At 53.9% G+C, this 25,260-nt stretch carries 15 protein-coding genes; 13 read left to right on the top strand and 2 right to left on the bottom strand.

Annotation, left to right across the window (positions count from 1 at the left end; genetic code table 11):
• Positions 1-137 precede the first annotated feature (137 nt).
• The 9 genes from WJM45_RS02430 to WJM45_RS02470 all read left to right on the top strand — a co-directional run bounded on the left by WJM45_RS02430 (position 138) and on the right by WJM45_RS02470 (position 17,074).
• Positions 138-2,495 (top strand): DUF3438 family protein, encoded by a 2,358-nt coding sequence (locus WJM45_RS02430; RefSeq protein WP_341327414.1) that lies wholly within the window; start codon positions 138-140, stop codon positions 2,493-2,495.
• A gap of 250 nt (positions 2,496-2,745) precedes the next feature.
• On the top strand, positions 2,746-3,750 hold the full coding sequence (locus WJM45_RS02435) for a hypothetical protein (protein WP_341327415.1): 1,005 nt from the start codon (positions 2,746-2,748) through the stop codon (positions 3,748-3,750).
• Positions 3,751-5,633: 1,883 nt separating this feature from the next.
• On the top strand, positions 5,634-8,312 hold the full coding sequence (locus WJM45_RS02440) for a S8 family serine peptidase (protein ID WP_341327416.1): 2,679 nt from the start codon (positions 5,634-5,636) through the stop codon (positions 8,310-8,312).
• The gene (locus WJM45_RS02445; RefSeq protein WP_341327417.1) at positions 8,303-9,787 is read left to right on the top strand and encodes a type II secretion system protein; all 1,485 of its coding nucleotides are present in this window, start codon (positions 8,303-8,305) and stop codon (positions 9,785-9,787) included. Before WJM45_RS02440 ends, WJM45_RS02445 begins: the two co-directional genes overlap by 10 nt.
• Before the next feature lie 944 nt (positions 9,788-10,731).
• A complete protein-coding gene (locus WJM45_RS02450) occupies positions 10,732-11,262 on the top strand; it encodes a transposase (RefSeq protein ID WP_014146989.1) in 531 nt (176 codons plus the stop codon).
• Positions 11,263-11,707: 445 nt separating this feature from the next.
• A complete protein-coding gene (locus WJM45_RS02455; protein WP_341327418.1) occupies positions 11,708-12,388 on the top strand; it encodes a hypothetical protein in 681 nt (226 codons plus the stop codon).
• A gap of 57 nt (positions 12,389-12,445) precedes the next feature.
• Positions 12,446-13,351 carry a MoxR family ATPase gene (locus tag WJM45_RS02460; protein WP_341327419.1) on the top strand — a complete coding sequence of 302 codons (906 nt, stop codon included), beginning with the start codon at positions 12,446-12,448 and terminating at the stop codon, positions 13,349-13,351.
• An 802-nt stretch (positions 13,352-14,153) separates the two neighbouring features.
• Complete coding sequence (locus WJM45_RS02465; protein ID WP_341327420.1) at positions 14,154-15,128, top strand: DUF58 domain-containing protein; 975 nt, start codon at positions 14,154-14,156, stop codon at positions 15,126-15,128.
• A complete protein-coding gene (locus tag WJM45_RS02470) occupies positions 15,125-17,074 on the top strand; it encodes a DUF3488 and transglutaminase-like domain-containing protein (protein WP_341327421.1) in 1,950 nt (649 codons plus the stop codon). Before WJM45_RS02465 ends, WJM45_RS02470 begins: the two co-directional genes overlap by 4 nt.
• A 441-nt stretch (positions 17,075-17,515) precedes the next feature.
• Here the strand turns inward: WJM45_RS02470 and WJM45_RS02475 are convergent, their stop codons facing one another.
• Positions 17,516-19,615, bottom strand: coding sequence for a glycosyl hydrolase family 57 (locus tag WJM45_RS02475; protein ID WP_341327422.1), 2,100 nt, complete (start codon positions 19,613-19,615; stop codon positions 17,516-17,518).
• 132 nt (positions 19,616-19,747) lie between these two features.
• Positions 19,748-20,149: a hypothetical protein gene (locus WJM45_RS02480; RefSeq protein WP_341327423.1), complete on the bottom strand. Its 402-nt coding sequence runs from the start codon at positions 20,147-20,149 to the stop codon at positions 19,748-19,750.
• Positions 20,150-21,084: 935 nt separating this feature from the next.
• Here WJM45_RS02480 and WJM45_RS02485 point away from each other — a divergent pair.
• The 4 genes from WJM45_RS02485 to WJM45_RS02500 all read left to right on the top strand — a co-directional run bounded on the left by WJM45_RS02485 (position 21,085) and on the right by WJM45_RS02500 (position 25,195).
• Positions 21,085-21,948, top strand: coding sequence for an aldo/keto reductase (locus WJM45_RS02485; RefSeq protein WP_341327424.1), 864 nt, complete (start codon positions 21,085-21,087; stop codon positions 21,946-21,948).
• A 158-nt stretch (positions 21,949-22,106) separates the two neighbouring features.
• Positions 22,107-22,454 carry a phenylpyruvate tautomerase MIF-related protein gene (locus WJM45_RS02490; RefSeq protein ID WP_341327425.1) on the top strand — a complete coding sequence of 116 codons (348 nt, stop codon included), beginning with the start codon at positions 22,107-22,109 and terminating at the stop codon, positions 22,452-22,454.
• Between the two features lie 358 nt (positions 22,455-22,812).
• Positions 22,813-23,160 carry a P-II family nitrogen regulator gene (locus WJM45_RS02495; protein WP_341327426.1) on the top strand — a complete coding sequence of 116 codons (348 nt, stop codon included), beginning with the start codon at positions 22,813-22,815 and terminating at the stop codon, positions 23,158-23,160.
• Positions 23,161-23,218: 58 nt separating this feature from the next.
• On the top strand, positions 23,219-25,195 hold the full coding sequence (locus WJM45_RS02500) for a cation:proton antiporter (protein ID WP_341327427.1): 1,977 nt from the start codon (positions 23,219-23,221) through the stop codon (positions 25,193-25,195).
• Positions 25,196-25,260: the final 65 nt, after the last annotated feature.

Raw genomic sequence — 25,260 nt, forward strand, 5'->3', positions numbered from 1 at the left:
ACCGCACCCTCCTCGGAACCGGCATTTCTGTCGTTCCCACGCTCCAGCGTGGGAACGATAAAGTTCATCTGGTTGAATTCAATCAGTCTTTGATTTTGCAGTGATGCCCGGTGTTTAGGTTTTTTTCGGATTTAAAAATGCTCAGGATTTTTCGTTTTTGCGTGTTATTGGCCGGTTTGTGGGCCGGGCTTTGCTTTCCTACTTCGGCGCATGCGCTAAGGAGTCCGGAGCAGAAAATCGCGCAATTGGATTTTCGCGATATCGCCGTCGGCGATGCGCTGAAAGTCCTGTCGGATCAATCCGGCTTGAATATCATCGCCTCGCAGGAAGCGGCGCAGATTCACATCACGATGTATTTGCAAGACATTACGCCGATGGAGGTGATCGACGCGATCTCCAAAACCTACAATTTGTGGTATCAGCACGACGGCAGCGCCAATATCATTCGTATTTACACGATCAAGGAATACCGGATGGAGCAGGTGGAGTTTAAAAGGGAAGAAACCGAAATCTTTACGATGAAGAATGCTAAGAACGCGCTGGACTTGGCCGAAACGATACAGAATTTGTTCATGGAGCGGGTGCGCTTGAGCTACGGGCGTAACCAAAACGAACTGATGATGGATTTGAGTCAGCGTTTTCAACGCTTCAATATGTTGGATAGCCAGACGACGCTGGGCTCCGGCGGGTCGCGCGGCGGCGGTGGTGGCGGTGGCGGCGGTATGGGTGGCGGCATGGGAGGAATGGGCGGCGGCATGGGCGGCAGTATGGGAGGTATGGGCGGCAGTATGGGCGGTATGGGCGGTATGGGCAGCCAACAAAACATGCGCGCCAATCGTCAAGTCGAAATGGACGAGCAAATGCGCCTCCAGACCGAGTTGATGCGCAAATATGCGGACGACCCGCAAGCCTTTCTGGCGGGCGATGCCGAACGCGGTCGTACGCTGCTGAGAGAAAGCGTGCAAATGCAGGCGCCGATCTATGTCGGCGTCATCAAGCACCAGAACCGCGTTTTGGTTCGCACGCGCGATTTCGATGCGATGCAGGAAATACGGCAATTGTACAAAACACTGGATACCGAGAGTTCCATGCTGTTGATGGAAGTCAAGATCCTGTCTCTGGATTTGTCGGACGGTTACGACTCTTTGTTCGATTTCAAGATTCGTCAGGGCGATGCCAATATTTCGACCTTGAATGCGACCAGCGCGCTCAATAGCGCCATCAATACCGCGGCCGCCGTGTTCGATCCGAGTTTGCTGGCGACCGTGATCAGCGAGAAGTTCGAGATGCGTTTGCAGTTATTGGAAAATGAAGGCCGCGTGACCGAGTTGGCGACGCCGATGTTGATGACCACCAATCAGGAGGTTAGCCGGGTGTTCGTCGGCGAGGAACGCCCTATCGTCAGCGGTTATTCGGCTTCCAGCACCTCGAATAATGTTACCGCGCCCGGTTCGTCGACGGTGGTTCAGCCGATTCTGGTGCCGGAAACCGATACCCGCGCGATCGGTACGACTTTATTGTTGACGCCTAATATCAATGCGGACCGGACCGTGACCATTCAATTGTTGGTCGAGCAATCGGCGATCGCCAATGGTCAAGCGACGATTCCTGTACAGGTTGCCGATGCTTTGGTCGAGGCGCGTATCGATTTGGTCCAGGAACGGACTTTCAGCGGCACGGTTGTCGCCAATGACGGTTCGTCCATCGCGGTCGGCGGCTTGATCGAGGAAGGCGCGCGCAGCCGGGAAAACAAGGTGCCTATCTTGGGCGATTTGCCCCTATTGGGTTTTTTCTTTCGCGAAGAGGCGCAGGCGCGCGAGCGGCGCGAATTGGTCATCGTCATCAAGCCGCATATCATCGGCACGCCGGCCGAAGCGCAAGACGTGAGCCGAGCCATGGCCGAGAAAAACAGCGTGCATCCGAGCGCGCCGGAGGCCGGTAATTTGAATGTCTACAGCAATCCGGACAGCACTCATAAAGGCTATGTGCTCGAACAGCCCTATAAGCAATACAGGAAACAAGACGCGACCGATAAGTATCGGGGACGCGGGGATTCCAGAGAGTTTCCCGGAAGATCCGGCGCTTCGCGCTCGGAATCGACTTCGGCGCAGCAAACTTATATGGACTTGACGCGCTATGCGGCCGAATCGATTCGGGTATCGCCGGAACAGCGCCAACCCCATGCCAAAATTCAACCGGCCGCGTTGCAACAGCAAGCGCCGCTGGCATTGTTGCCGAACGAGTCGATTCGGATATTGCCGTTTGAAAGTTGGCGGCAAGGCGGGGTTTATGTCACGGCGCTGGAAGTACGCAATGCATCGCCGCAACCGGTCGCGATCGATCAAAGGCAGCTCAAGGGGCGCTGGCTGGCGGCGACTTTGGAAGGCGATCATCTTGCCGCGCAAGGAGACTTCGGCGATTCGACCTATTTGTATCTGATCTCCGCCGAGCCGTTCGACGATATCATCGCCCATTTGCCGGGAAGCGGAGGTTAGGAATATGCACAAAATAACTTCGCGAAACAGTAAGCTTTGTGGAGGTTCGGTAACTCGCTTGACAGGCCGCCGTGAATACATCCTTGTAGGCTTGACGGCGTCTGTCCCTGCCGCCGACACCTGTCAAGCGAGCCACCGAACCCCCTTCTTGCATTTGAAGAAGTTATTTAATGCTCGCTCTTTAATCGTAACAGGACCGGACGACATTCGACGGAGCCTTTCGGAAAAGCGGTGTCGGTTTCTTGCGCTAATGGGATTGGTTTCCGTTTCGGCTTGGGGGCAAGTGCCCGAGCTTAACATGCATGTCTTCGAGACGCCGCCCGCGCCGATTCCGGTAACGAATATAACGGCCGGACTCGATCAAGATGAAATGACGTCCTTTCAAATGGTCATTTTCGATCCGGAGGCCGAAGCCGAAACCTTGGACGAATATCCCCGGCATCGGCAACGGCGGCAGGTGGTCGACGATTTTAGCGTTCTGGTCGCCGGCGATATCGGTTATCAGCGAGAAAGCCTGGCGTGGAGCGTCGCTTCGGCGGATGGTGCGGTCGACCCGATTACGCGTGTCGAATGGCAAGACCTCGATACCTGGAAACTAAAAGGCCGCATGGATATCGTTTCGCCGAGCGGCATTACGCTGCGCGGCGATGCCGGTTACGCCTGGGTTTTGAACGGCAGCGGGCAGGAAGCCGGCTTCGACGGCGCACCGAATTCCCAGAATGCCGGTGACGGCTACAGTTGGGACGTCTCGGTCGGACTAGGCTACCGCCTACAGGTCGGCGACACCGAATCGGTCGCCATCGCCGCGACGCCTTTGGCGGGTTATGCCTGGCGGCGGCAACGTTATGTAATGCAAGGCGCGGAAGAAAACCGTTATGCCGCGAGTTGGCAAGGGCCTTGGGTCGGTCTGGATACGGCTTTGACCTGGCTCGACTATCACCAGTTGTTTGTTTCCGCGCAGTATCATTGGGCCGATTACGAGGCGTCCGGCGACTGGCGGCAGTTGGCCGATGTGCGTCATCCCGATAGTTTCGAGCATGAAGCCGATGCGACCGGTTATCTGGGGTCGTTGGGTTACCGTTATATGCGTCCCGAGGGCTGGGGCTTGAGTCTGAGTTTCGATTATCAAAAATGGCAGGGCGATCCAGGGCGGGAGCGGTTTAATTTTGCCAACGGCGAGGTCGTGGAGTCGCGATTCAAAGATCTGTCGCGCGAGTCGGTCGGCGTCAATTTAGGCATCAATTTACAATTTTGAACGCGTCTGCTGGGAGCGATCCGGTTCCTTGTGGGAGCGACGCCTTCGTCGCGATTTCGAAGTCGGGAACGTTAAGTAACAGTCAAGGGCATCGAAGCCACATTGGCTAAGATGGCAAGACTTCGCGCGGGGCGAATGTTACAAACCCGCCCGCGCGAAGTCTATCCCTAGCGCTTGCGTAGGATGGGTAGAGGCGGAAGCCGAACCCCATCGTTTCACTTAAATTTTTAATGGTTCCCACGCTCTGCGTGGGAACCCAGGCGGGGACGCTCCAGCGTCCCCGAACCGCAGAGCGGTTCGGGCTGCATTCCCACGCCGGAGCGTGGGAACGATGGAATGCTGGGAGCGATCCGGCTCCTTGTGGGAGCGACGCCTTCGTCGCGATTTCGAAGTCGGGAACGTTAAGTAACAGTCAAGGGCATCGAAGTCACATTGGCTAAGATGGCAAGACTCCGCGCGGGGCGAATGTTACAAACTCGCCCGCGCGAAGTATATCCCTAGCGCTTGCGTAGGATGGGTAGAGGCGGAAGCCGAAACCCATCGTTTCACTTAAATGTTTAATGGTTCCCACGCTCCGCGTGGGAACCCAGGCGGGGACGCTCCAGCGTCCCCGAACCGCAGAGCGGTTCGGGCTGCATTCCCACGCCGGAGCGTGGGAACGATGGAATGCTGGGAGCGATCCGGCACCCTGTGGGAGCGACGCCTTCGTCGCGATTTCGAAGTCGGGAACGTTAAGTAACAGTCAAGGGCATCGAAGTCACATTGGCTAAGATGGCAAGAACCCCGCGGGGCGAATGTTACAAACCCGCCCGCGCGAAGTATATCCCTAGCGCTTGCGTAGGATGGGTAGAGGCGGAAGCCGAACCCCATCGTTTCACTTAAATTTTTAATGGTTCCCACACTCTGCGTGGGAACCCAGGCGGGGACGCTCCAGCGTCCCCGAACCGCAGAGCGGTTCGGGCTGCATTCCCACGCCGGAGCGTGGGAACGATGGAATGCTGGGAGCGATCCGGCTCCTTGTGGGAGCGACGCCTTCGTCGCGATTTCGAAGTCGGGAACGTTAAGTAACAGTCAAGGGCATCGAAGTCACATTGGCTAAGATGGCAAGACTCCGCGCGGGGCGAATGTTACAAACTCGCCCGCGCGAAGTATATCCCTAGCGCTTGCGTAGGATGGGTAGAGGCGGAAGCCGAAACCCATCGTTTCACTTAAATGTTTAATGGTTCCCACGCTCTGCGTGGGAACCCAGGCGGGGACGCTCCAGCGTCCCCGAACCGCAGAGCGGTTCGGGCTGCATTCCCACGCCGGAGCGTGGGAACGATGGAATGCTGGGAGCGATCCGGCTCCTTGTGGGAGCGACGCCTTCGTCGCGATTTCGAAGTCGGGAACGTTAAGTAACAGTCAAGGGCATCGAAGTCACATTGGCTAAGATGGCAAGACTCCGCGCGGGGCGAATGTTACAAACTCGCCCGCGCGAAGTATATCCCTAGCGCTTGCGTAGGATGGGTAGAGGCGGAAGCCGAAACCCATCGTTTCACTTAAATGTTTAATGGTTCCCACGCTCCGCGTGGGAACCCAGGCGGGGACGCTCCAGCGTCCCCGAACCGCAGAGCGGTTCGGGCTGCATTCCCACGCCGGAGCGTGGGAACGATGGAATGCTGGGAGCGATCCGGCACCCTGTGGGAGCGACGCCTTCGTCGCGATTTCGAAGTCGGGAACGTTAAGTAACAGTCAAGGGCATCGAAGTCACATTGGCTAAGATGGCAAGAACCCCGCGGGGCGAATGTTACAAACCCGCCCGCGCGAAGTATATCCCTAGCGCTTGCGTAGGATGGGTAGAGGCGGAAGCCGAAACCCATCGTTTCACTTAAATTTGAATGCTTATGATGAATCGATACCGTTTAGTGTTTCTATTGATGGTCTGCTGCGGCATGTCGGCACAGGCCGCGGACATACGTTTGAGCAGTCATCTGCAACGCTTGCAAGCCGAATTTCGTCAGCACAGCGCCGCCGGCAAACCCGTTCATAGCTTCGTTTCCACCGATCCCACGCTGTCGGTGATCGATCATCGCTATGTCGTGCTCGATATTTCGGCAGCCGATTCGGCACAGGCCGAAACGCTGCTCGAACACTTGCAAGCACTCGGCATGACGCACGCGGTACGCTATAAACACCTCGTTTCCGGCGCGTTTCCGATCGAAAGCTTGCATGAGCTCGAAGGATTGTCCGGCGTCAATTGGGTGCAAGCATCGAGCGCGGCGCGCCATGCGCTGGGTCCGCCCGGCGGCTTGGCCTACAACGCGGCCGATGCGGCGATGTTTACCGATGTCGTGCGCAAACGCTATAACGTCGACGGCAGCGGCGTGACGATCGGCGTCTTGTCCGACAGCTACAACTGTTTGGACGGCGCGGCGGACGACGTGCTCAGCGGCGATCTGCCGGACGATGTCGTCGTGTTGCAGGACTATCCGTTTTGCGAAGAGGGCTTGAGCGACGAAGGCCGGGCGATGATGCAATTGGTTTACGACATCGCTCCGGGGGCGAAGCAGATGTTTTATACCGCATGGATGGGCGCGGCCGGCTTTGCCCAAGGCATTCAGCGTTTGGCCGATGCCGGCGCCGATATCATCGTCGACGACATCGCCTACCTGACCATGCCGATGTTCCAAGACGGCCCGATCGCGCAATCGGTCGACGAAGTCAAGGCGCGCGGCGTCGCTTATTTTTCTTCGGCGGGGAACATGGCTAGGCTGTCTTACGAAAACGATTTCGTGTCGGGCCGCGAGCCTTTGTCGTCCGATACTGCGCACGATTTCGGCAAGGCGGCGGGGCAGGCTTCCGATTTTTATCAGAAAATCACAATACCTCAAAACACGGGCGTGCGCATCGTGTTGCAATGGGACGACCCGGCTGAAATTGCCGGCGGAGCAGGCGCGAAAACCGATCTGGATTTGTTTTTATTGGATCACAGCAAACGGCGCATCCTATCCAGCAGCCAGGACAGCAATATCGGACACAATCCGGTCGAGATTCTTGGCATCGGGCATTCGATGGAAACGACCGAGTTTTATTTATATATCAGCCATCGGGCCGGACCCGCGCCTAAGCATGTCAAATATGTGCTGTTCGGCCCGCCCGCGCCTTGGCCGGATGCGAAAGAAGACGAATTGGTACAGCTTAGCGTGCAATTTAACAACGGCGCTCCGACTTTGGTCATGCCCGATGGGCAGGTGATGCAGCGCGGCAAGGCCGTTGTCGTTTTGGAACGTGAAATTGTCGAAATCAATACGCAAGAGAGACCTTTATTTCTAGGCAGCGACGGCAATGTTCTAATCGAATACAAAGACGAGTTTCATCGCATCGGTACGCCCTATTTGCCTATTTGGTTCATTCCAGAAGGCTTCAAGGCCGCTTTGATCGGCGGCGAACTGATTCTTTACCGCGATATCGAAGATGTCGTGCCCTTGACTATCGACCACTACCCCACCCACAGCGGCACCGTTTACGGTCATGCCAACGCGGCCGGCGCGATGGCGGTCGGCGCGATTCCCTACGAGGAAACGCCGTGGTTCGGCACGCCGATTACAGACAGCAAGATCCAGTATTTTTCATCGGCGGGCGGCACGCCGATTTATTTCAATCGGGACGGGATCAGGCACAGTCAGGCAGAACAGCGCCTTAAACCCGATATCGTCGCGCCCGATAATAGCGACACGACATTTTTCGGCAATGACAACGACGGCAGCGGCTTTCCCAATTTTACCGGCACCTCGGCGGCCGCTCCGAACGCCGCCGCCTTGGCCGGCTTATTGAAGCAGGCGTTTCCGTTTTTAAGCCCCGATCAAGTTCATCTGGCGATGCGTAAAGGCAGCCAGCCGCTGCACGATCCCGCAGGCAATGTTTCACAACCGGCCCCGGCCAATCCGGACTGTGAATTCGCGGACGACTTCAATTGGGGGACCGGTTGCGGTCTGATAAAGGCGGACCGGATTTTTAGCGAAGCCGGTCATGCGGCCGATTCCGTGTATTTAACCCTAAAGGCAATCGAGCCTCTCGTCATTGCCGGCCGCGAATTCGACTATCGCTTCGAAGTGCACAATTTCAGCGGACAAACCTTGACCAATTTACAGGTTAGCGCCAAGCGTTTGCCGAAATTCCTCCGCTATCGCTACGTCGACGGCTGCCCGAACTTCAACAGAAAGAAAGTCGAATGCAAATTCCCCGACTTGCCTTCCGGCGGCACGGCGGCTTTTAGCATCGGCGTGATGCCGAGGAACAATCCGACACGGCGTTTACTGCTCGAAGCGGAAGTATCGACCGACGCGCCGGTCGATTTAAGCGGCGCGCAAGCCGTGCTGGATATCGAACTACTGGCGGTGCCCGGCGATATCAACGGCGACGGCTGCGTGGACAAAGCCGATTGGCGCCGCCTGTTCAGCGCCTATCGACGAGGCGATCATAAACCGGCCTACGACTTGGACGGCGACGGCCTGGTCGGACAAAGCGATTTGCAGATATTGAAAACGCTCTACTCCAGACCGGGAGGTAGACGATGCCGTTGATAGCAACCGACAGAATCGGGCAAACGCCCGCGCCGAAACGCCGCCAGCACGGACTCACCCTAGTCGAACTGACCGTAACGCTACTGATACTAACCGTGCTGGCCACCATCGCCATACGCTCGACCAACGACCTGGCTTTTCAAGCGCGTTACGAACAAACCAAAGAACGCCTGGAGACGATTAGGCACGCGATCCTCGGCAATCCGAGGTTGATTATTAACGGCCAGCAGGCGATTAGCGGGTTTGTGGCGGATATGGGGCGGTTGCCGGATCGGATGCGTGAATTATTTCAATCAGGAATATGCCAAGATTCAGGAGGCGCACTATTACCGGCGATTAAAAGACCGGTTGACTGTGTAAACCCGGATGTGTGGGTGTATTTAAATGTCCCGTGCTCTGACAATTCGTCCAATACAAAAGCATCTTGCGAAGCAGTTCCGGCGGATTGGTTGGGGAAGGATGTAGATAATTCGACAGGCTTAAGTTTTGGCTGGAATGGGCCGTATTTGAATATATCCGGCAATCCGGATGATCCGGACGCGTTTACCGATGGTTGGGGGAAAACCGGTAATGACGGTAACTATGGGTGGAGTTTTAATGCCAACGGATTTCAACTAGAGATACAAAGTGCCGGTAAAAACCATCAATTCGATTCAAACGATACTGAATACGATGCTGATTATCCTGAAAATCAACCGGTGATAAGAGGGGGGGATTGGTTGTTTGATATTTCTTCAGGGATTAGCGTTAATTTCAAAAAAACTGAAGGGGGTGGTTCGGTACCCCCGGTTTCGCGTTGCACTGATCCAGAGATACTAACAAAGGGAACATGCACATTACCAGACACCTGGATCGGTGGCTGTAACAAAGCCGATTATTACAATAAGGATGGATGTGAGGCGAATTCGGGGAATTGGAGCTTATGTTCCGATGATACATTACTCACGAAATCGGACTGCGAAACAGCAAATAAAGAATGGTACGGCGAAGGTTTTGGCTGTTCGGATCATGCGAAAATGTGGAAAAGCTTGTGTATAAGTCCATCGATTTGGCGAAGTTGTACTGATGATGGAACGATTACCACGGAGAGCGCATGCTTGGCTTTAAATGAAATATGGTACGGCGATGATATCTTTAACGCCCCTTCGTTTACTAAGAAAATATGTATGAAAATTTTCTATGTAAAAACGGCTGGAGGAATTGGAACGCTTGTGAGCGATGAGGATATTAACACACTAAGTTTTGATCCAAAAACAATTACCGCTGATGGTACTCTGCAAACAATCAAATTTAGTAATTTCCGTGATTCTGAGAGTACTATTCAAGTAACTGAAATTCCAATTGGGAGTCTTCCTGTTGGTGTCTACGAGCACGACGGTACCGACTGTACAAATACTCATTATCCAGCCGACCGAGAAAACCCGAGTCAAGTGGAATTTAGGGCTCGCACTACTTTGCCGGTAATCAATTGGTAGCGCAGCCCTGTAGGATGGGTAGCAGCGAAGCGGAAACCCATCACGGGTACCCGCAATCGGCAAAAAAACATTACGTCCGGATTGATAACACCTGTCCGGCGGAAGAACCGGCGGCGAGGGGAAAAACGATGGGTTTCGGCTTCCGCCTCTACCCATCCTACGCAAGAGCGGCCTTGTAGGATGGGTAGCAGCGAAGCGGAAACCCATCACGGGTACCCGCAAACGGCAAAAAAACATTGCGACCGGATTGATAACACCCGTTCGGCGGAAGAACCGGCGGCGAGGCGAAAAACGATGGGTTTCGGCTTCCGCCTCTACCCATCCTACGCAAGAGCCACCTTGTAGGATGGGTAGCAGCGAAGCGGAAACCCATCATGGGTTCCCACAAACGGCAAAAAAACATTACGTCCGGATTGATAACACCCGTCCGGCAGGAAAACCGGCGGCAAGGTGAAAAACGATGGGTTTCGGCTTTCGCCTCTACCCATCCTACGCAAGAGCGACCCTGTAGGATGGGTAGCAGCGAAGCGGAAACCCATCACGGGTTCCCGCAAGCGGCAAAAAAACATTGCGACCGGATTGATAACACCCGTCCGGCAGGAAAACCGGCGGCGGCGAAAAACGATGGGTTTCGGCTTCCGCCTCTACCCATCCTACGCAAGAGCGGCCTTGTAGGATGGGTAGCAGCGAAGCGGAAACCCATCATGGGTACCCGCAATCGGCAAAAAAACATTGCGACCGGATTGATAACACCCGTCCGGCGGAAGAACCTGCGGCGAGGCGAAAAACGATGGGTTTCGGCTTCCGCCTCTACCCATCCTATGCAAGAGCGGCCTTGTAGGATGGGTAGAAGCGAAGCGGAAACCCATCATGGGTACCCGCAAACGGTAGGCAAGCCGTCCGGTGGCGGTGTCTCGTTCGATCGATGAGTGTTGGAGATGAATATGGCTAATTATCGGCGTTATCGGGTTAAAGGCGGAACGTATTTTTTTACGGTGGCTATATACAATCGGCGACAGGCGTTATTGGTCGATTATATCGATGCGCTACGGGACGCTTTTGCAGAAGTCAAACGTGCGCATCCGTTCCATATCGATGCCATTGTGATCTTGCCGGAGCATATGCATTGTATTTGGACCTTGCCGGAGGGCGACGATGCTTTTTCGATGCGTTGGCGGCAAATCAAGTCTGCGTTTACCGAGCAGTTGCCGGATGTCGAGCCGCGTTCGGCAAGTCGAAAACGGAAGGGTGAACGGGGTATTTGGCATCGGCGATTTTGGGATCATGTCATTCGGGACGATAACGATTTTGCTCGGCATGTGGATTACATTCATTTTAATCCGGTTAAGCATGGTTGGGTCAAGCAAGTAGCGGATTGGCCTTATTCGACATTTTTTCGTTATGTCGAACGAGGGGTTTATCCCTTGTCTTGGGGGAGCGATTACAGCGATGACCTAGAGGTGGCGGGAGAGTGACGGTAGAAACGATGGGTTTCGGCTTCTGCCTCTACCCATCCTGCAGCGCTTCGAAATCGCGACGAAGGCGTCGCTCCCACAGAGGGCTGCGGACGCTCTGTGGGAGCGATCCCCTGATCGCGATCTCGAGGCCGAGAGTGTTAAGTAGCAATAAATGGCATCGAGATCTCATTGGCTAAGATAGCAAGATGGTAATAAACAACTTATGTATAACGATGAGCGCAGAGCGTGGGAACCATTAAAACGTTTCGGACGGGTTTATGATCTCTATCCGGCAAGATATCCGTCGGCGAGGCGAAAAACGATGGGTTTCGGCTTCCGCCTCTACCCATCCTTCGCAAGAACGACCTTGTAGGATGGGTAGCAGCGAAGCGGAAACCCATCATGGGCTTCCGCAAACGGCAGGAGACCCGTTCGGTAGCATATATTTTGAGGATTTGAGCGAATGAAACGATGTTCTGGTTTTTTGCAACGCGGTTTGACGTTGTTGGAGTTGAGTGTTGTCTTGCTGGTGTTGATTGCGCTGGCCGGGTTGATGGTGCCTTATGTCGTCGGTACCGGGCAAATGGCGATGTGCCAGGCGACCGATGCGACCATGCATGCAGTCAAGGAGGCGATCATGGGCGGTTCGGCGGGACCGGGTTTTTATGCCGATACGCTGGGTTATTATCCGAAGAATTCTAGGAATAGCGATTTGACGGATATTAATTTGACTTATTTATTTAAACCTGGCGAGTTTGAATCATATAACCCTAAAACTGCCGTTGGTTGGCGCGGGCCTTATTTGCAAACCGGCGGAGTCGCGCCTGCAAGTCTTGATGCTAGTTTTACCGATACGAGCGAAGGTAAAGTTCATCAGGTTCTCACCGGAGGTCAGGAGCAGGTTTTAGACGCCTGGGGTAAGCCAATCGTTTTGCAAATTCCTATCGATACCAACGATTCAAACAAACCCAATTTCGATTACGCACGTCTGGTTTCAGCTGGCCGTAATGGTTCGTTGGACACAGCTATCGCTTATAACGGTTCGTCCGTTTATCATCCCGATGCCTCCGACCGCAACGACGACCGTGTGCTTTATCTACGCATGCCCGATCCCGATCATAATGAACCTTGCGATAGCTATTAACACAATTGCCAGCCGGTATGAACCTGGCATTATTTTAGATTGAGAAGGATTGACAGTATGGAACATGACTTAGAAGCGTTAATTAACCAAGCGAACCGAATTATTCTGGGTAAGGATCGGCAAATTCGATTGGCGGTGTGTTGTTTGCTGGCCAAAGGGCATTTGTTGATCGAGGATTTACCCGGCGTGGGGAAGACGACTTTGTCGCATGCGCTGGCTAAATTATTCGGTATGGATTATCAGCGTTTGCAATTTACCAGCGATCTGTTGCCGGCGGATATTATCGGTTCGTCGGTGTTTATGGCGAATGAGCATGCGTTTAAGTTTCATCCCGGCCCGATTTTCAGGCAAATGATCTTGGCCGATGAAATCAATCGGGCTTCGCCGAAGGCGCAAAGCGCTTTGCTCGAGGCGATGGAGGAGCGGCAAGTTACGGTAGACGGGGAAACGTATGCTTTGCCCGAGTTGTTTTTTGTGATCGCCACGCAAAACCCGAATCATCATGTGGGTACGTTTTCTTTGCCCGAGTCGCAATTGGACCGGTTTTTGATGCGGATCGAGTTGGGTTATCCGGATCATCGCGCCGAGTTGTCGTTGTTGTCCGGCGAGGCGCGCTATCGCTTGCTTGAGGATTTGCCGGTGATGATGCCGGCAGAGCGTTTGTTGCAGTTGCAGGATCAAGTGGCGCGCGTGTATGCCTCGCCGGCTTTGTTGAATTATGTGTTGGCGGTCGTGACGTTTACTCGGCAGTCCGATCAGTATCATTGCGGTTTATCGCCTCGGGCCGGTTTGGCTTTGCTGAACGCGGCCAAGGCTTGGGCGTTGTTGGCCAATCGCGACGCGGTGTTGCCCGAAGATGTGCAAGCGGTATTGCCGGCGGTTGCGGGGCACCGGATTCGTTCCGGGCTGGGGAATTCCGAGTCTATCGTAGCGCCGATTTTACAAAACGTGCCGGCGGTTTGAATGTGGTCTTTCCCTGCCGCCGACGCCTGTCGGTCGAGCAACCGCACCCTCTTCGGAACCGGTATCTGAGCAGGACGGGGTTTAAACCCCGTCCTAAACGTTTCGCCCGTGGCCGAAGCAAACCGAAAGTAACTATTCAGTCCCCGGAAATTATCGTTCCCACGCTCTGCGTGGGAATGCCTGAGTACCGCTCCAGCGGTACGAGACGCTAGAGCGTCTCGGTCTTCATTCCCACGCCGGAGCGTGGGAACGATAGGGGCTGTGAATAATTACAACCGAAATGTTTGGAGCAAATCGAAACGTTCGGGGCGGGTTGAATAACCCGCCCCGCGCTCATCGTTATACATAAATTGTAGGGTACGCTGCGCGTACCAAAGCCGTGCCCTGACGGTTCGGCTGGCACATGAACATCGAGGGGTTAGGATTTCGTGATAAATAACGTCCTGGAACTATGAGCCTTGTTGAGGGTTCGGTCACTCGCTTGGCAGGACGCCGTGAATACGTCCGTGTAGGCTTGACGGCGGTGACTGATTGCCATGGATGGCATGAATGCAGATTTTGCAGGAGCAAAAATCTGCCCTGCCGCCGACACCTGCCAATCGAGCAACCGAACCCTCCTAAAATAGGGAAGTTATTTATGGCCAAATCCTTACCAGGGTACGCACAGCGTACCCTACGCGGATCAACGAGCGTTAGGTGTGGGATATCCAAGGGTGTTAAGTGACAATAAATGGTATCGAGGTCTCATTGGTTAAGATTGCGAAAGGTATATTTTGAAACGAATTACGGCTAGAGGTGTGGGATGAACGCAGATCTAGCGTCATTGAAACAAGGTTTCGGGTTCGGGCGTTTTTTCAGGCGGGGCGAGTCTGTCAGCGGTCCGTTGGAGTTGACGCGGCGGCGGGTTTTTATTTTGCCGACGCAGCGCGGGCTGAGCTTGGTTTATACCATTGTGTTATTGTTGTTGATTGCATTGATTTATAACAATAATTTGGTGTACGGCTTGGCGTTTTTTTTGGCTAGTCTGTTTTTCGTGACGATTTTGCATACCTATCGGGCGCTGGCCGGGTTGGTGGTAAAAATCGGTTATGCGGCTCCGGTTTTTGCCGGCGAATCGGCGGGACTATTATTGACGGTGAGTAATCCGACGGACACTCGTCGCCATGCTTTGTCTGCGCATCTGGAAAGCGAGTCGGTCTTCGATTTGGAGGCTCGGCAAAGTAAAACGCTTACCTTGTATATGCGCACTCAACAACGCGGTTGGCATTCGATTGGCGCGATAACGCTGGCCAGTCATTATCCGTTGGGGCTTTTTCGGGCCTGGTCGCCGCTGCGCTTTAGCGATCGGATTTTGGTTTATCCGAAGCCGGCTCGGGATGTCGTACCTTTTCCGGACGCGAGCGGGTCTGACGCGGCCGGGCAGAGCGTTAGCGACCGCGGGGGGCAAGACGATTTTATCGGCACTCGCGAATATCAGGCCGGGGATTTGTTGCGCCAGATTCATTGGAAGGCTTATGCCAAGGGTCAAGGTTTGTTGTCTAAACAATATGCCGGCGAGTCGGTCGGCACCGAGTTGTGGCTGGATTATGGGCAGGCTTTCGGGGAGCGAACCGAAGATCGTTTGAGCCGTTTATGCCGCTGGGTTTTGGATGCCGATACGGCCGGTTTGCGTTATGGCTTGCGTTTGCCGGGTTGCCGTATTCCTCCGGATAACGGTGCTTCGCATCGAGCCCGCTGTTTGAAGGCCTTGGCTCTTTTTGAGGGCGAGCGATCATGAATGCCGGTATCTTACGAGGCTTGTTATTTGCGGTCGCTTTGATCGTGCTGCCGCACGTCGGTCATATTCCGCCGCTTTTATCCGTATTTTTTGGGGTGTTGTGGATTTGGCGTTTTTGCGGTATTCGTTATCCGAATTGTCTGCCTAGGGGCATGGCCGCTTCGGTGTTGATGCTGGTCGGTATCGGTTTGCTGGTCGCTCATCATCGAGGCGAATGGGGGATCGATAGCGGTACGGCCTTGTTTGTGACGGCCTTGGGCTTGAAGTTGTTGGAGTTGAATAAGCCGCGCGATGTTTATTTGATCGCTTATTTGGGCTTTATCGTCATTGCCGCTCAGTTTTTGTATTGGCAAAACATCGTTGCCGCCGTTTATGGTTTGTCGGTCAGTGTGTTGTTGTTGGCATGTTTGGTTGCCGTGAATCAGCATGGCCGTCTGTTTCGCGCCGATGTATTCCGCAGGATTTCGTATTTGTTTTTGCAGGCCCTGCCGATGACGGCAATTTTATTCATGGTGTTCCCTCGGGTGCAGGCGCCTGCCTGGGCATTTTTGAATGACGATAAGCATCGGGCGCAGTCGGGGCTCGGCGATATTTTGGAGCCGGGCGCTTTCGATCAATTGGCTTTGTCGCCCAAACTGGCGTTTCGGGTCAAGTTTGACGGGGCGATGCCGCCTAAGGATCAATTGTATTGGCGCGGCCCGGTGTTTAGTTTTACCGACGGCGTTCGGTGGCGCAAGTCTAATAATGCTCATGCCAAGTATTATCAAGAACCCTTGCAGGTATCCGGTCAATCGTATGCCTATCGCTTGTTGCTGGAGCCGCAAGCTCACTCATGGGTGTATGGGCTGGAGATGCCCGTCGAGTTCGATGATTCGTTGCGGCGCGATGCCAATTATCAGTTGCTTAGTCGGGTTCGGAGCGGGGAGGCCGCCGAATTTAAGCTGGTGTCTTATTCGCACTACAACACCGGCCGCATTACGCGCTCGGAGTATGCGGAGAACCGGCAGTTACCCGGCGAGCCTTCCGCTGAAGTCGAGTCTTTGGTCCGGCAGCTACACGGTTTTGACGAGGCGCCCGAGCGGTATTTGAATAATGTGTTGGCGTGGTTTCGGCGGCAGGGTTTTCAATACAGTCTGACACCGCCTTTGATGCCGGATCGTCCGATTGAAACATTTTTGTTCGAGGCCAAAACGGGTTTTTGCAATCACTATGCGACGGCGTTTGTTTATTTATTGAGGGTCGCCGATATTCCGGCCCGTGTGGTTACGGGTTATCAGGGCGGCGAGTTCAATAAAATCGGCCGGTTTTTAGAAGTCCGGCAATCGGATGCGCATGCCTGGGCTGAGGTTTGGCTGGACGGCAAGGGTTGGGTTCGGGTCGATCCTACGAGTGCCGTTATGCCGGTTCAGACCGCGCAAGATTCGCTTAGGGATGAGCGTCCGGAGTTCGGAGAGGCGGGTGCGGCGCCAACTGACCGGGAAATTCGTGATTCCTGGTCCGATTTGAAGCCGGTCGAGCAGTTTTGGAATAGTTTGGAATATTACTGGCAGCGCTGGATCGTCAGTTATGGCAGCGGGACGCGTAGCGATCTGTTGAATCGCCTTCATCTGAAGCATTGGCAAGAGGTGTTGTTCGGCTTGCTGGCCGTATGGCTTGCGGTGATGTTGATTTTGGCGGGTATGTTGTTGAGGCCTTGGGGCAAGCGTGACGATCCGGTGGTGAAATTGTATCGGAAATTTTGCCGGAAAATGACCCGGCTGGGCGTGGAGAGAGCAAGCGGCGAAGGACCGATCGATTTTGCGCAAAGAGCAAAGGTGCATTGTCCGGAATTGGCGCGCGATATCGATGAGATTACCGAGATATTCGTTAGATTGAAGTATCAACGTGCGGATTCGGACGGCGATTTTAGACGCTTGAGAAGGAAGGTTTCGGGGTTGCGATGTTGAATTCGGAAGGGCCGATGGGTTTCGGCTTCCGCCTCTACCCATCCTACGCAAGAGCGACCCTGTAGGATGGGTAGCAGCGAAGCGGAAACCCGTCATCCTAAATTCGGCAGTTCAACCATGAAGCACATGAAGTTCATGAAGTATTTCAATAGATTACCTAAACATTGCAGCTAACCTTTCGGGTGAGCGAAAGTTGTTCATAAACGAATGACAAGTTATTGAGTTAACTTCTTATTCTTCATGATCTTCATGGTGAAATGCTTTTTCTAGGATCATGGGGACTAGGGCGCCCGCAAATGGCAGGAAAAGATTGCGGACGGGTTGATAAAACCCGTCCGGCGGAAGATAACCGTCGGTGGGGAGAAACGATGGGTTTCGGCTTCCGCCTCTACCCATCCTACGCAAGAGCGACCCTGTAGGATGGGGGTATTGCTACCGACTTCAGGCCAAATAAATCCTCTCCAATGCGCTGCGCGAGACATTGCCGTGTGAGTCTTCGGCTTCAATGTAGTAGCGCACATTGCCCGCTCCGACCGGTAAGGACGCGGTGCAATAATCGGCCGATACCGAGGCGCCGGTGTGGCTTGGATATGGGCCGTGATTGTTGAGATCCAGGCGTTTCTCGCCGGAAGCTGTGCGCAGTACGAGTGTCGTGCGCTTCAGGCCGGATAGATCGTGGATGAAGGTATGCAGCGTGGCTTCTCTCGGCGCGGCTTTAAGGCAACCCTGTCCCCAGCAATCGCCGCCCGGGTTTTCCGGCGTTACCCAGGGGGCGAAAATGGTCGGGCCGGTGCGGTCGCCGACTTGTTTAACGGCGCTGCCGAGTAATTGCCAGCCTTTATTGGCGGCTTCGGTAACTTGTTTATCCCAGACGTCCTGACCGGTCCAATACCAGTAACAGCTGGTTTCGGCCGTGAGCATCAAGCGCGAGGCTTCTTGCAGCGCTGCATGTTCCGGCGCGCTGTCTTCGATCGTATGCACGAGGTTTTGTAGCGCCGTGAGCGCGGCCCACGAGTTGAGGTCGGGCGAATAGGATTGGTCGTAGCGGCTGAACCATTTCATGAATTGCGGGTCGCCGTTGTCGGCGCCGCTCCAGGAGCCGGGTTCGATATGCACGGCCTGAGCCGGGTCGGGCGGGAAACGCCGCAGATAATCCTCGCTGGTGGTCAGTTCGAAGCGCGGGTCTTCTTGCAGCCAGCGCACCAGTTCGCCGGTGTTGTGGTGATAATAGCTGTCCGCGCCGCCGCCGTGGTTGTCGCCGTCGGAATGCAGCAGAAAAAAAGGCGGATGTTTCGGATCGAAACTGCCGGTTTCGACGATTCTGTCGTAAACTTGACCGAGTACGTCGGGATATTGCAAGGCGCCGAAGCCGCCCCGGGCGTCTTCATTACCGATATAGCGCTCGGCCGGAATGCCGATGATTTTATGAATATTGCCGTCCGGGTCTTCGTAGGCGATATATTCGGGCCGCATCAGGCTCGGGGAAATCTTGGAGCCGGCCCAGATATTGTGCAGTTGAAGCCAATCGTCCACCGGCGGGTTGACTTGTTCAGCGGGGTTGGGCGGCAGCATGCCTTCGTTGATGCCGGCGTAGGGGTAATCGCGGCAGGCGCGGTAACGGTGAATGGAATCGTAGATGACCGCTTCGATGCCGGCTTCCTTCAGTGCCGGAATCATGCGCACATGGAAGGCGGTCTCCGGTGGGAACAAGACTTTGGAGGCTTCGACGCCGAAGTGGGCGCGTATGGCGTCTTGATGCCACTGAATGTGGCGCACGATGTTGCGCGCCGGAATCAGCGCCATCAGCGGATGAAAGTAGCCGAACGCGGAAAAAGCCATGCGGGGATTGCCGAGTGCGGTTTTGGCGCCGGCGATGCCGCGCAACTCGTTTTTCCAGTCCGAGAAACGACCGCCGCACAAGCCTTGTGCCTCGCAACGATCGAGTTGTTCGATCAGCGAACCGCTCCAACTGGTCGACAGTCCGGCATGCGGCAAGTTTCCTTCGTCATATTGGCGCACCGCGGCCGGTAGGAAGCCGGTGTAATTGCCGACACGAGAGCCGAAGATCTCGTCTTTTTCACCATCCCAATAATCGGGATCGGCCGCGCGGTAATAGGGCTGGTGCATGTGTTTGTGAATACCGAAGTATACCTTGATGCCGTCGGCAATCTCTATTTTCCGTGCGGCGCGAGGAGGAGCGTCGAGCCGAAGGTCGCGATAGACTTTGATCCAGTCGTCTCCGCCGGCCCGGCTCAAGTCGGCCTGGCGGCAGCCTTCGATCTGTATATTGATGTGGTTTGCGGCAAATAAACCGGCCGGTATCTTTGCGGTATAAATGTAGTCGCCTTTGTCGTCGGCCCGGCTGCCGATCGCATCATCCTTTATGATTTTTTGTCGGCCTTCGCCATGCAATATCACTTGCGGAAACGGGATTATGCCGTCGGCGCGAAAGCTGACCTCGAATGATGGGTTTTTTCCCGAGGCATCGCAAGCAAGCGATTCGGGGCAATTGATATCCGATAGTTTGGAAAAAATACTCATCTTTATGTCCTATGATTTCAACGACTGAGAATGACAAAAGTGTAAGTCTTCCCTCTCAATCTGTCGACTTTCGGGTGCTTTAGGACTCGGTCATAAATAATTTCCGTAATTTTCGTGAACAGAATGCTTTGGCTAATCGTCGTCTTCTAGTAATTCGACACCGATTCTGCTTCGATGTACGCAGTCGGCGTAGACGTCATCGGAGTTCGACATGCCGCGTGCTTCTAAATAACATTGATGCGAAACCGTCAAATAGTCTTCCAAGTCCACTTTAGGGGTTTTGTGCCCGGCAAAACGCATGCAGTTGGTAAAGGCGCCGGCATCGTAGATCACTGGGATTTCGACCACGGTCATACTCCCCCCGGTCGGTACTTTTATGCGCTCCTTGTGCATCGAGATTTTGAAGCAGTTCGAGGCATCGGTGAAATAACCGCGATGATCTTCTCCGGGTTCGGTTTGGGTGAATGTACCCGAACAACTTTGCAAAATAAGTATCGATATCGACAAGGCGGTTTTTTTAAAACTGAGCATCATTATTAATTAGGGCAAAAGGGGCGACAGGCTATTATCGAGCCGAAATGTGACAATTAAATGAATCGGCAATTTAGGATTTCGTGAAAAATAACTTTCCTGGTGCTATGAGTTTTGTAGCGGGTTCGGTAACTCGCTCGACAGGACGCCGTGAACCCAGCACCTAAATCCAGCACCTAAATTCCATAGCCGATTGGCTTTGTTTAATATCATGACTAATTTAGGTGCTGGATGAATTCCATGAGTCTTTGGCAATGATTCAAAATCATGGCTTATTTAGGTGCTGGGTGAATACTTCCGTGTAGGCTTGACGGCGGCTTTCCCTGCCGCCGACACCTGTCAATCGAGCAACCGAACCTGCTTACCTTGCATTAAAAATAGGGAAGTTATTTATGACCGAATCCTTAGTTGGATCGAAACGATTTATGATTGACCATTCGAAGAGTTTTGTTGAGTTCTTGATTATCAAGGTAATCATTTATTTAATAAATGAGAGCTCATTTCCGCGATAGGTAATATAGTGAGTATTCAGTCCCACAGCCATTATCGTTCACATGCTCTGCGCTCGGCGTTATACATAAGTCATTTATTATCCTTTTGCAATTTTTTAGCCAATGAGTCCTCGATACCATTTATTGCTGCTTAGCACTCTCGGCTCCGAAATCGCGATCTGGGGATCGCTCCCACATAGCGTCCGCCACTCTCTCTGTGGGAGCGACGCCTTCGTCGCGACTATCGAAGCCGTTAACGCTCAAACTCCAATAGCCTTTTCGACAACACAGCAATTTAGAACTCGGTCGCTACTTTTTGCACAATAGGTATATTTATACTTGTGTATAACGACGAGTGCTCTGCGTGGGGACGATAGGTGGTGTGAATAATTACGTAATAAATGGTCTGTTGTTAAACGGTTTTTAAAATTTAACGGGGGAGGGGGTATGAGTGAAGATGTTCGAATGGGTCCGGTACGTTTGATTCAAGGCATTGAAGTCCCGAGTTTCTTTTATGGGACGGCCTGGAAGGAAGAGCGGACCGAGGCATTGGTTTTGGCAGCGATCGAAGCCGGCTTCCGGGCCGTCGATACCGCGAATCAGCGGCGGCATTATTACGAAGAGGGCGTCGGACATGCGCTAAGCAAGGTGCTGGGGGAGGGCCGACTTAAACGCGGCGAGCTGTTTCTGCAAAGCAAGTTTACCTTTGCGGCGAGTCAAGATCATCGGCTTCCTTACGATCCCGGTGCGGATTACGCCACGCAGGTTGATCAGTCGTTCAACAGTTCGCTGCAGCACCTCGGTGCCGACTATCTGGATTCCTATATTTTGCATGGACCTTCGTTAGGCCAAGGTTTGGCCGAAGCGGATCGAGAAGTATGGCGAGCGATGGAACGACTCTGCAAAGCCGGTTCGGTTCGATTGATCGGCGTTTCGAATATCGGCGAGGATCAATTAAGGCTCTTGATCGAATTTGCCGAGATAAAGCCGGCATTCGTGCAAAACCGATGTTTTGCGCGGACGCAATGGGATGCCGGCGTTCGCGGGTTGTGTGCTGAGCATGGCATCGTTTACCAGGGGTTTTCGTTGTTGACGGCTAACGCTTCCGAATTGAACCGCCCTGTCATGGATCAGGTTGTAAAGCGCCATGGCTGCACCAAGGCGCAGGCCGTGTTCCGTTTCGCGTTGCAGCTCGGTATGATTCCGTTGACCGGCACGAGCGATCCGGAGCACATGAAACAAGACTTATCGGTATATGACTTCGCGTTCGATGCAGATGAAATAGCTATGATTGAAAATGTTGCGGCTTGAATCGATGATTTTCTCGTTTCATCGCTCCAGCGTGGGAACGCATACCGATCTTATCACGGCAACCAAGGTATGGATTCCCACGGAGGACCGTGGGAACCAGAAAAAATGCTGCTTAATGGATGGTTCGAGCCGATAGTTAATGTTAGGAGGAATTTGTTATGCCTTATTTAAAACTCAACACCAATACGCCTATTGACGATGAAAAATCATCGCCATTATTGGCTGAAATGTCACTGCTTATGGCCAAAGAGACCGGTAAGCCGGAGCGCTATGTCATGGTCGAGCTGGCTTCCGGCAAGCCGATGTTGTTCGGCGGCAGCGATAAGCCGTTGGCTTATCTCGAATGTAAGAGTATCGGCTTGAGCGTCGCTCAGGCGCGTTCGTTGTCGGCGTCGTTGAGCCGCTTGTTGGAAAAGGAGTTGTCGATACCGCCCTATCGCGTCTATATCGAATTCAGTAATTGCCCGGCCGAATTATGGGGATGGAACGGATCGACATTCGGATGAGCGAGTGATAGGAACGCCCTGCGTTCAGCCTTCGAAAATTGTGATCACCTAACTTACATGAAGATGCTATCATTACCCCGGCAAATGGAAGCGCGTGGCGTTAGTGGAGGGCGAGGCCACTCGCCCGACAGGGCGCCGTGAACCCAGCACCTAAGTTCCATAGGTCTTTGGCAATGATCCAAAATCATGGCTTATTTAGGTGCTGGGTGAATACGTCCATGTAGGCTTGACGGCGGCTGTCGATCGAGCAACCGCACCCTCTCCGGAACCGGTATTTTCTCTGCCGAGCTTCTTATATCGAAAAATTAGATAATGAGTCCAAATCTACGAACTTTCACACTAAGGAAAAGGAGGTTTTATGTTATTTAAATTGATTATGGTCTTTGTCGATGAGGACAAGGTTGAAGACGTTATGGACGCGTCGAGAAACGCCGGTGCGACCGGTGCGACGATCATCAGTAAGGCTCGCGGGCAAGGTCTCGAAAAAGTCGTCGGTATTTTGGGTTTCGAAATTTTGAGCCCGCGCGCGGTCGTGCTGATACTGGCCGAGGGGAGGCGGGCCGAATGTATTTTGGAGGCGGTTACCGAAGCCGGCAATCTCGATGAAAGTCTCGGCACCGGCATCGCCATTCAGCTCGATGTCGACAAGGCCTTGGGTCTCAGCGAGCATATCAAGGAGCTGGAAAAAAAGAAGCCGTTCGCATGAGCGACGGCGTTTACTTTGAGATATTTAACATTTTATTCGAAAAAGAGCGTATTCACCGATGATAGAACAAGCCTTTGTGCAGATATTATTGATGCTTGGCACGTCCGTGGCGACCGTCATCCTGTTTCAGAAACTGCACATTCCTTCAAGTCTCGGCTATCTGATGGTCGGCGTGCTGTTCGGCGCGCATACGCCGGGGCCGGTCATCGACGTTCAACAGATTCGGGAAGTCGCCGAATTCGGTATCGTGTTTTTGCTGTTCACGATCGGCCTGAGTTTTTCGTTGCCGCAGATCCATGCCTTGCGCGGTCAAGTGTTGAGTCTCGGCACCGGGCAAGTCGTTTTGACGACAGCGTTGATCGGCACGGGCTGTTGGCTGCTCGGTTTGCCGCCGGCGACTTCGTTCGTAATCGGCGCGGTGTTTGCGCAATCGTCGACGACGATCATCAGCAAACAACTCGCCGAGCAAGGCGAGGAAAATAGTCGGCACGGTCGATTGGGTGTCGCGATGTCGGTGTTTCAAGACGTGACCGCCGTGCCTTTGATTGTTGTCATTCCGGTGCTCGGCGTGCTCGATGGCGATGCCGGCGTGTTGTTCGAATCGCTTGGCTGGGCAATGGCCAAGGCTATTGTCGCGTTTTTGCTGGTTTTCATACTGGGCAGATGGTTGCTTCGCCCATTGTTTCATGGCGTCGCGGCCAGGCGCTCCACCGAGCTGTTCACGCTGACGGTGCTGTTCGTATCGCTGTTGGCTGCGTGGACGACCAGCCAGCTGGGTTTGTCGATGGCGTTCGGTGCGTTTCTGGTCGGCATGATGCTCGGTGAGACCGAGTTCCGCCATCAGGTTGAATCGACGATCAGGCCGTTTCGCGATGTCTTGATCGGTTTGTTCTTCGTAAGCATCGGCATGCTGTTCGATCCTGCCGCGATTCCTCAGAATTGGCAATGGGCGTCGTTAGGCGCCGTCGCGATGCTGGTGTCGAAAACGCTGTTGGTGACGTTGATCGTGCGTTGGTCGGGGCTCGACGGTCTGACCGCATGGCGTACCGGGTTCTTGCTCGCGGTCGGCGGAGAGTTCGGTTTTGCGTTGCTCGCGATCGCGCTCGATGTGAATGCCATTGCCAATGAATATTCACAGATCGTCTTTACTTCGGTGTTGTTTTCGATGATCGCGGCGCCTTTTTTGATTCGATACAACCATGTTCTGGCCGGCTTGTTGGTGCGAAGGTCGATAAGGCGTCAAAATGATCCCGAAACTTTTCCAGTCAGTTCAGAGGCGACGCAACATTTGCACGATCATGCGATCATTTGCGGCTACGGTCGCATCGGACAGAGTGTCGGTCATTTTCTGGAAGAAGAAAAAATACCTTATGTCGCGGTCGATCTCGATTCGACGCGTATCAAAGAGGCTCATGTCGCCGGTGAGCCGGTCTATTACGGCGACTCGTCGGAGCGGGACATTCTGGAGGCCTTGGGCGTCGATAGCGCCAAATTACTCGTGATCAGTTACGACGATGTGTTGTTGGCGAAAAAGATTCTGCATCATGTTCGTACGTTGCGTCCGGATTTGCCTGTCATGGTGCGAACGCGTGACGAGGCTCATGTTGATGAATTGCGGCAGGCCGGCGCGACCGAAGTTGTGCCGGAGGTGCTCGAAGCCGGGTTGATGATCGCGTCTCATGCCTTGTTATTGCTGAATGTGCCGTTTAATCGTGTCGTGCGCCGCATGCAACAGCAGCGGGCCGGCCGCTACCGGCTGCTGCGCGAATTGTATCGCGGCGAGGATGTGTCTTTGGATACTCCGGATGCTCTGACAGCAGACGGTTTACGGTCTATTTTAATCGTAGCGGGGAGCAATGGGGTCGGTAAAAAACTGTCCGAGTTCGTTTTCGACGACGTGACGATTTCGTCGCTGGTCCGGCAAGGCAACAGAGAGGAGAACCCGCTTGATGTGGTCATCGCCGAGGGCGATGTCGTCGTGCTGTTCGGAGCGCCCGGCAACTTGGATAGCGCAGAGCGGCTGTTGCTCGGTTGATGAAGTAAGCGGTGGTGGCCGAACGTTCAGCCGTGGCTAATATCTGACAGAAAATTGGACACTCC

The organism is Methylotuvimicrobium sp. KM2 (assembly GCF_038051925.1).
In the GTDB taxonomy this organism is placed as follows: domain Bacteria; phylum Pseudomonadota; class Gammaproteobacteria; order Methylococcales; family Methylomonadaceae; genus Methylotuvimicrobium.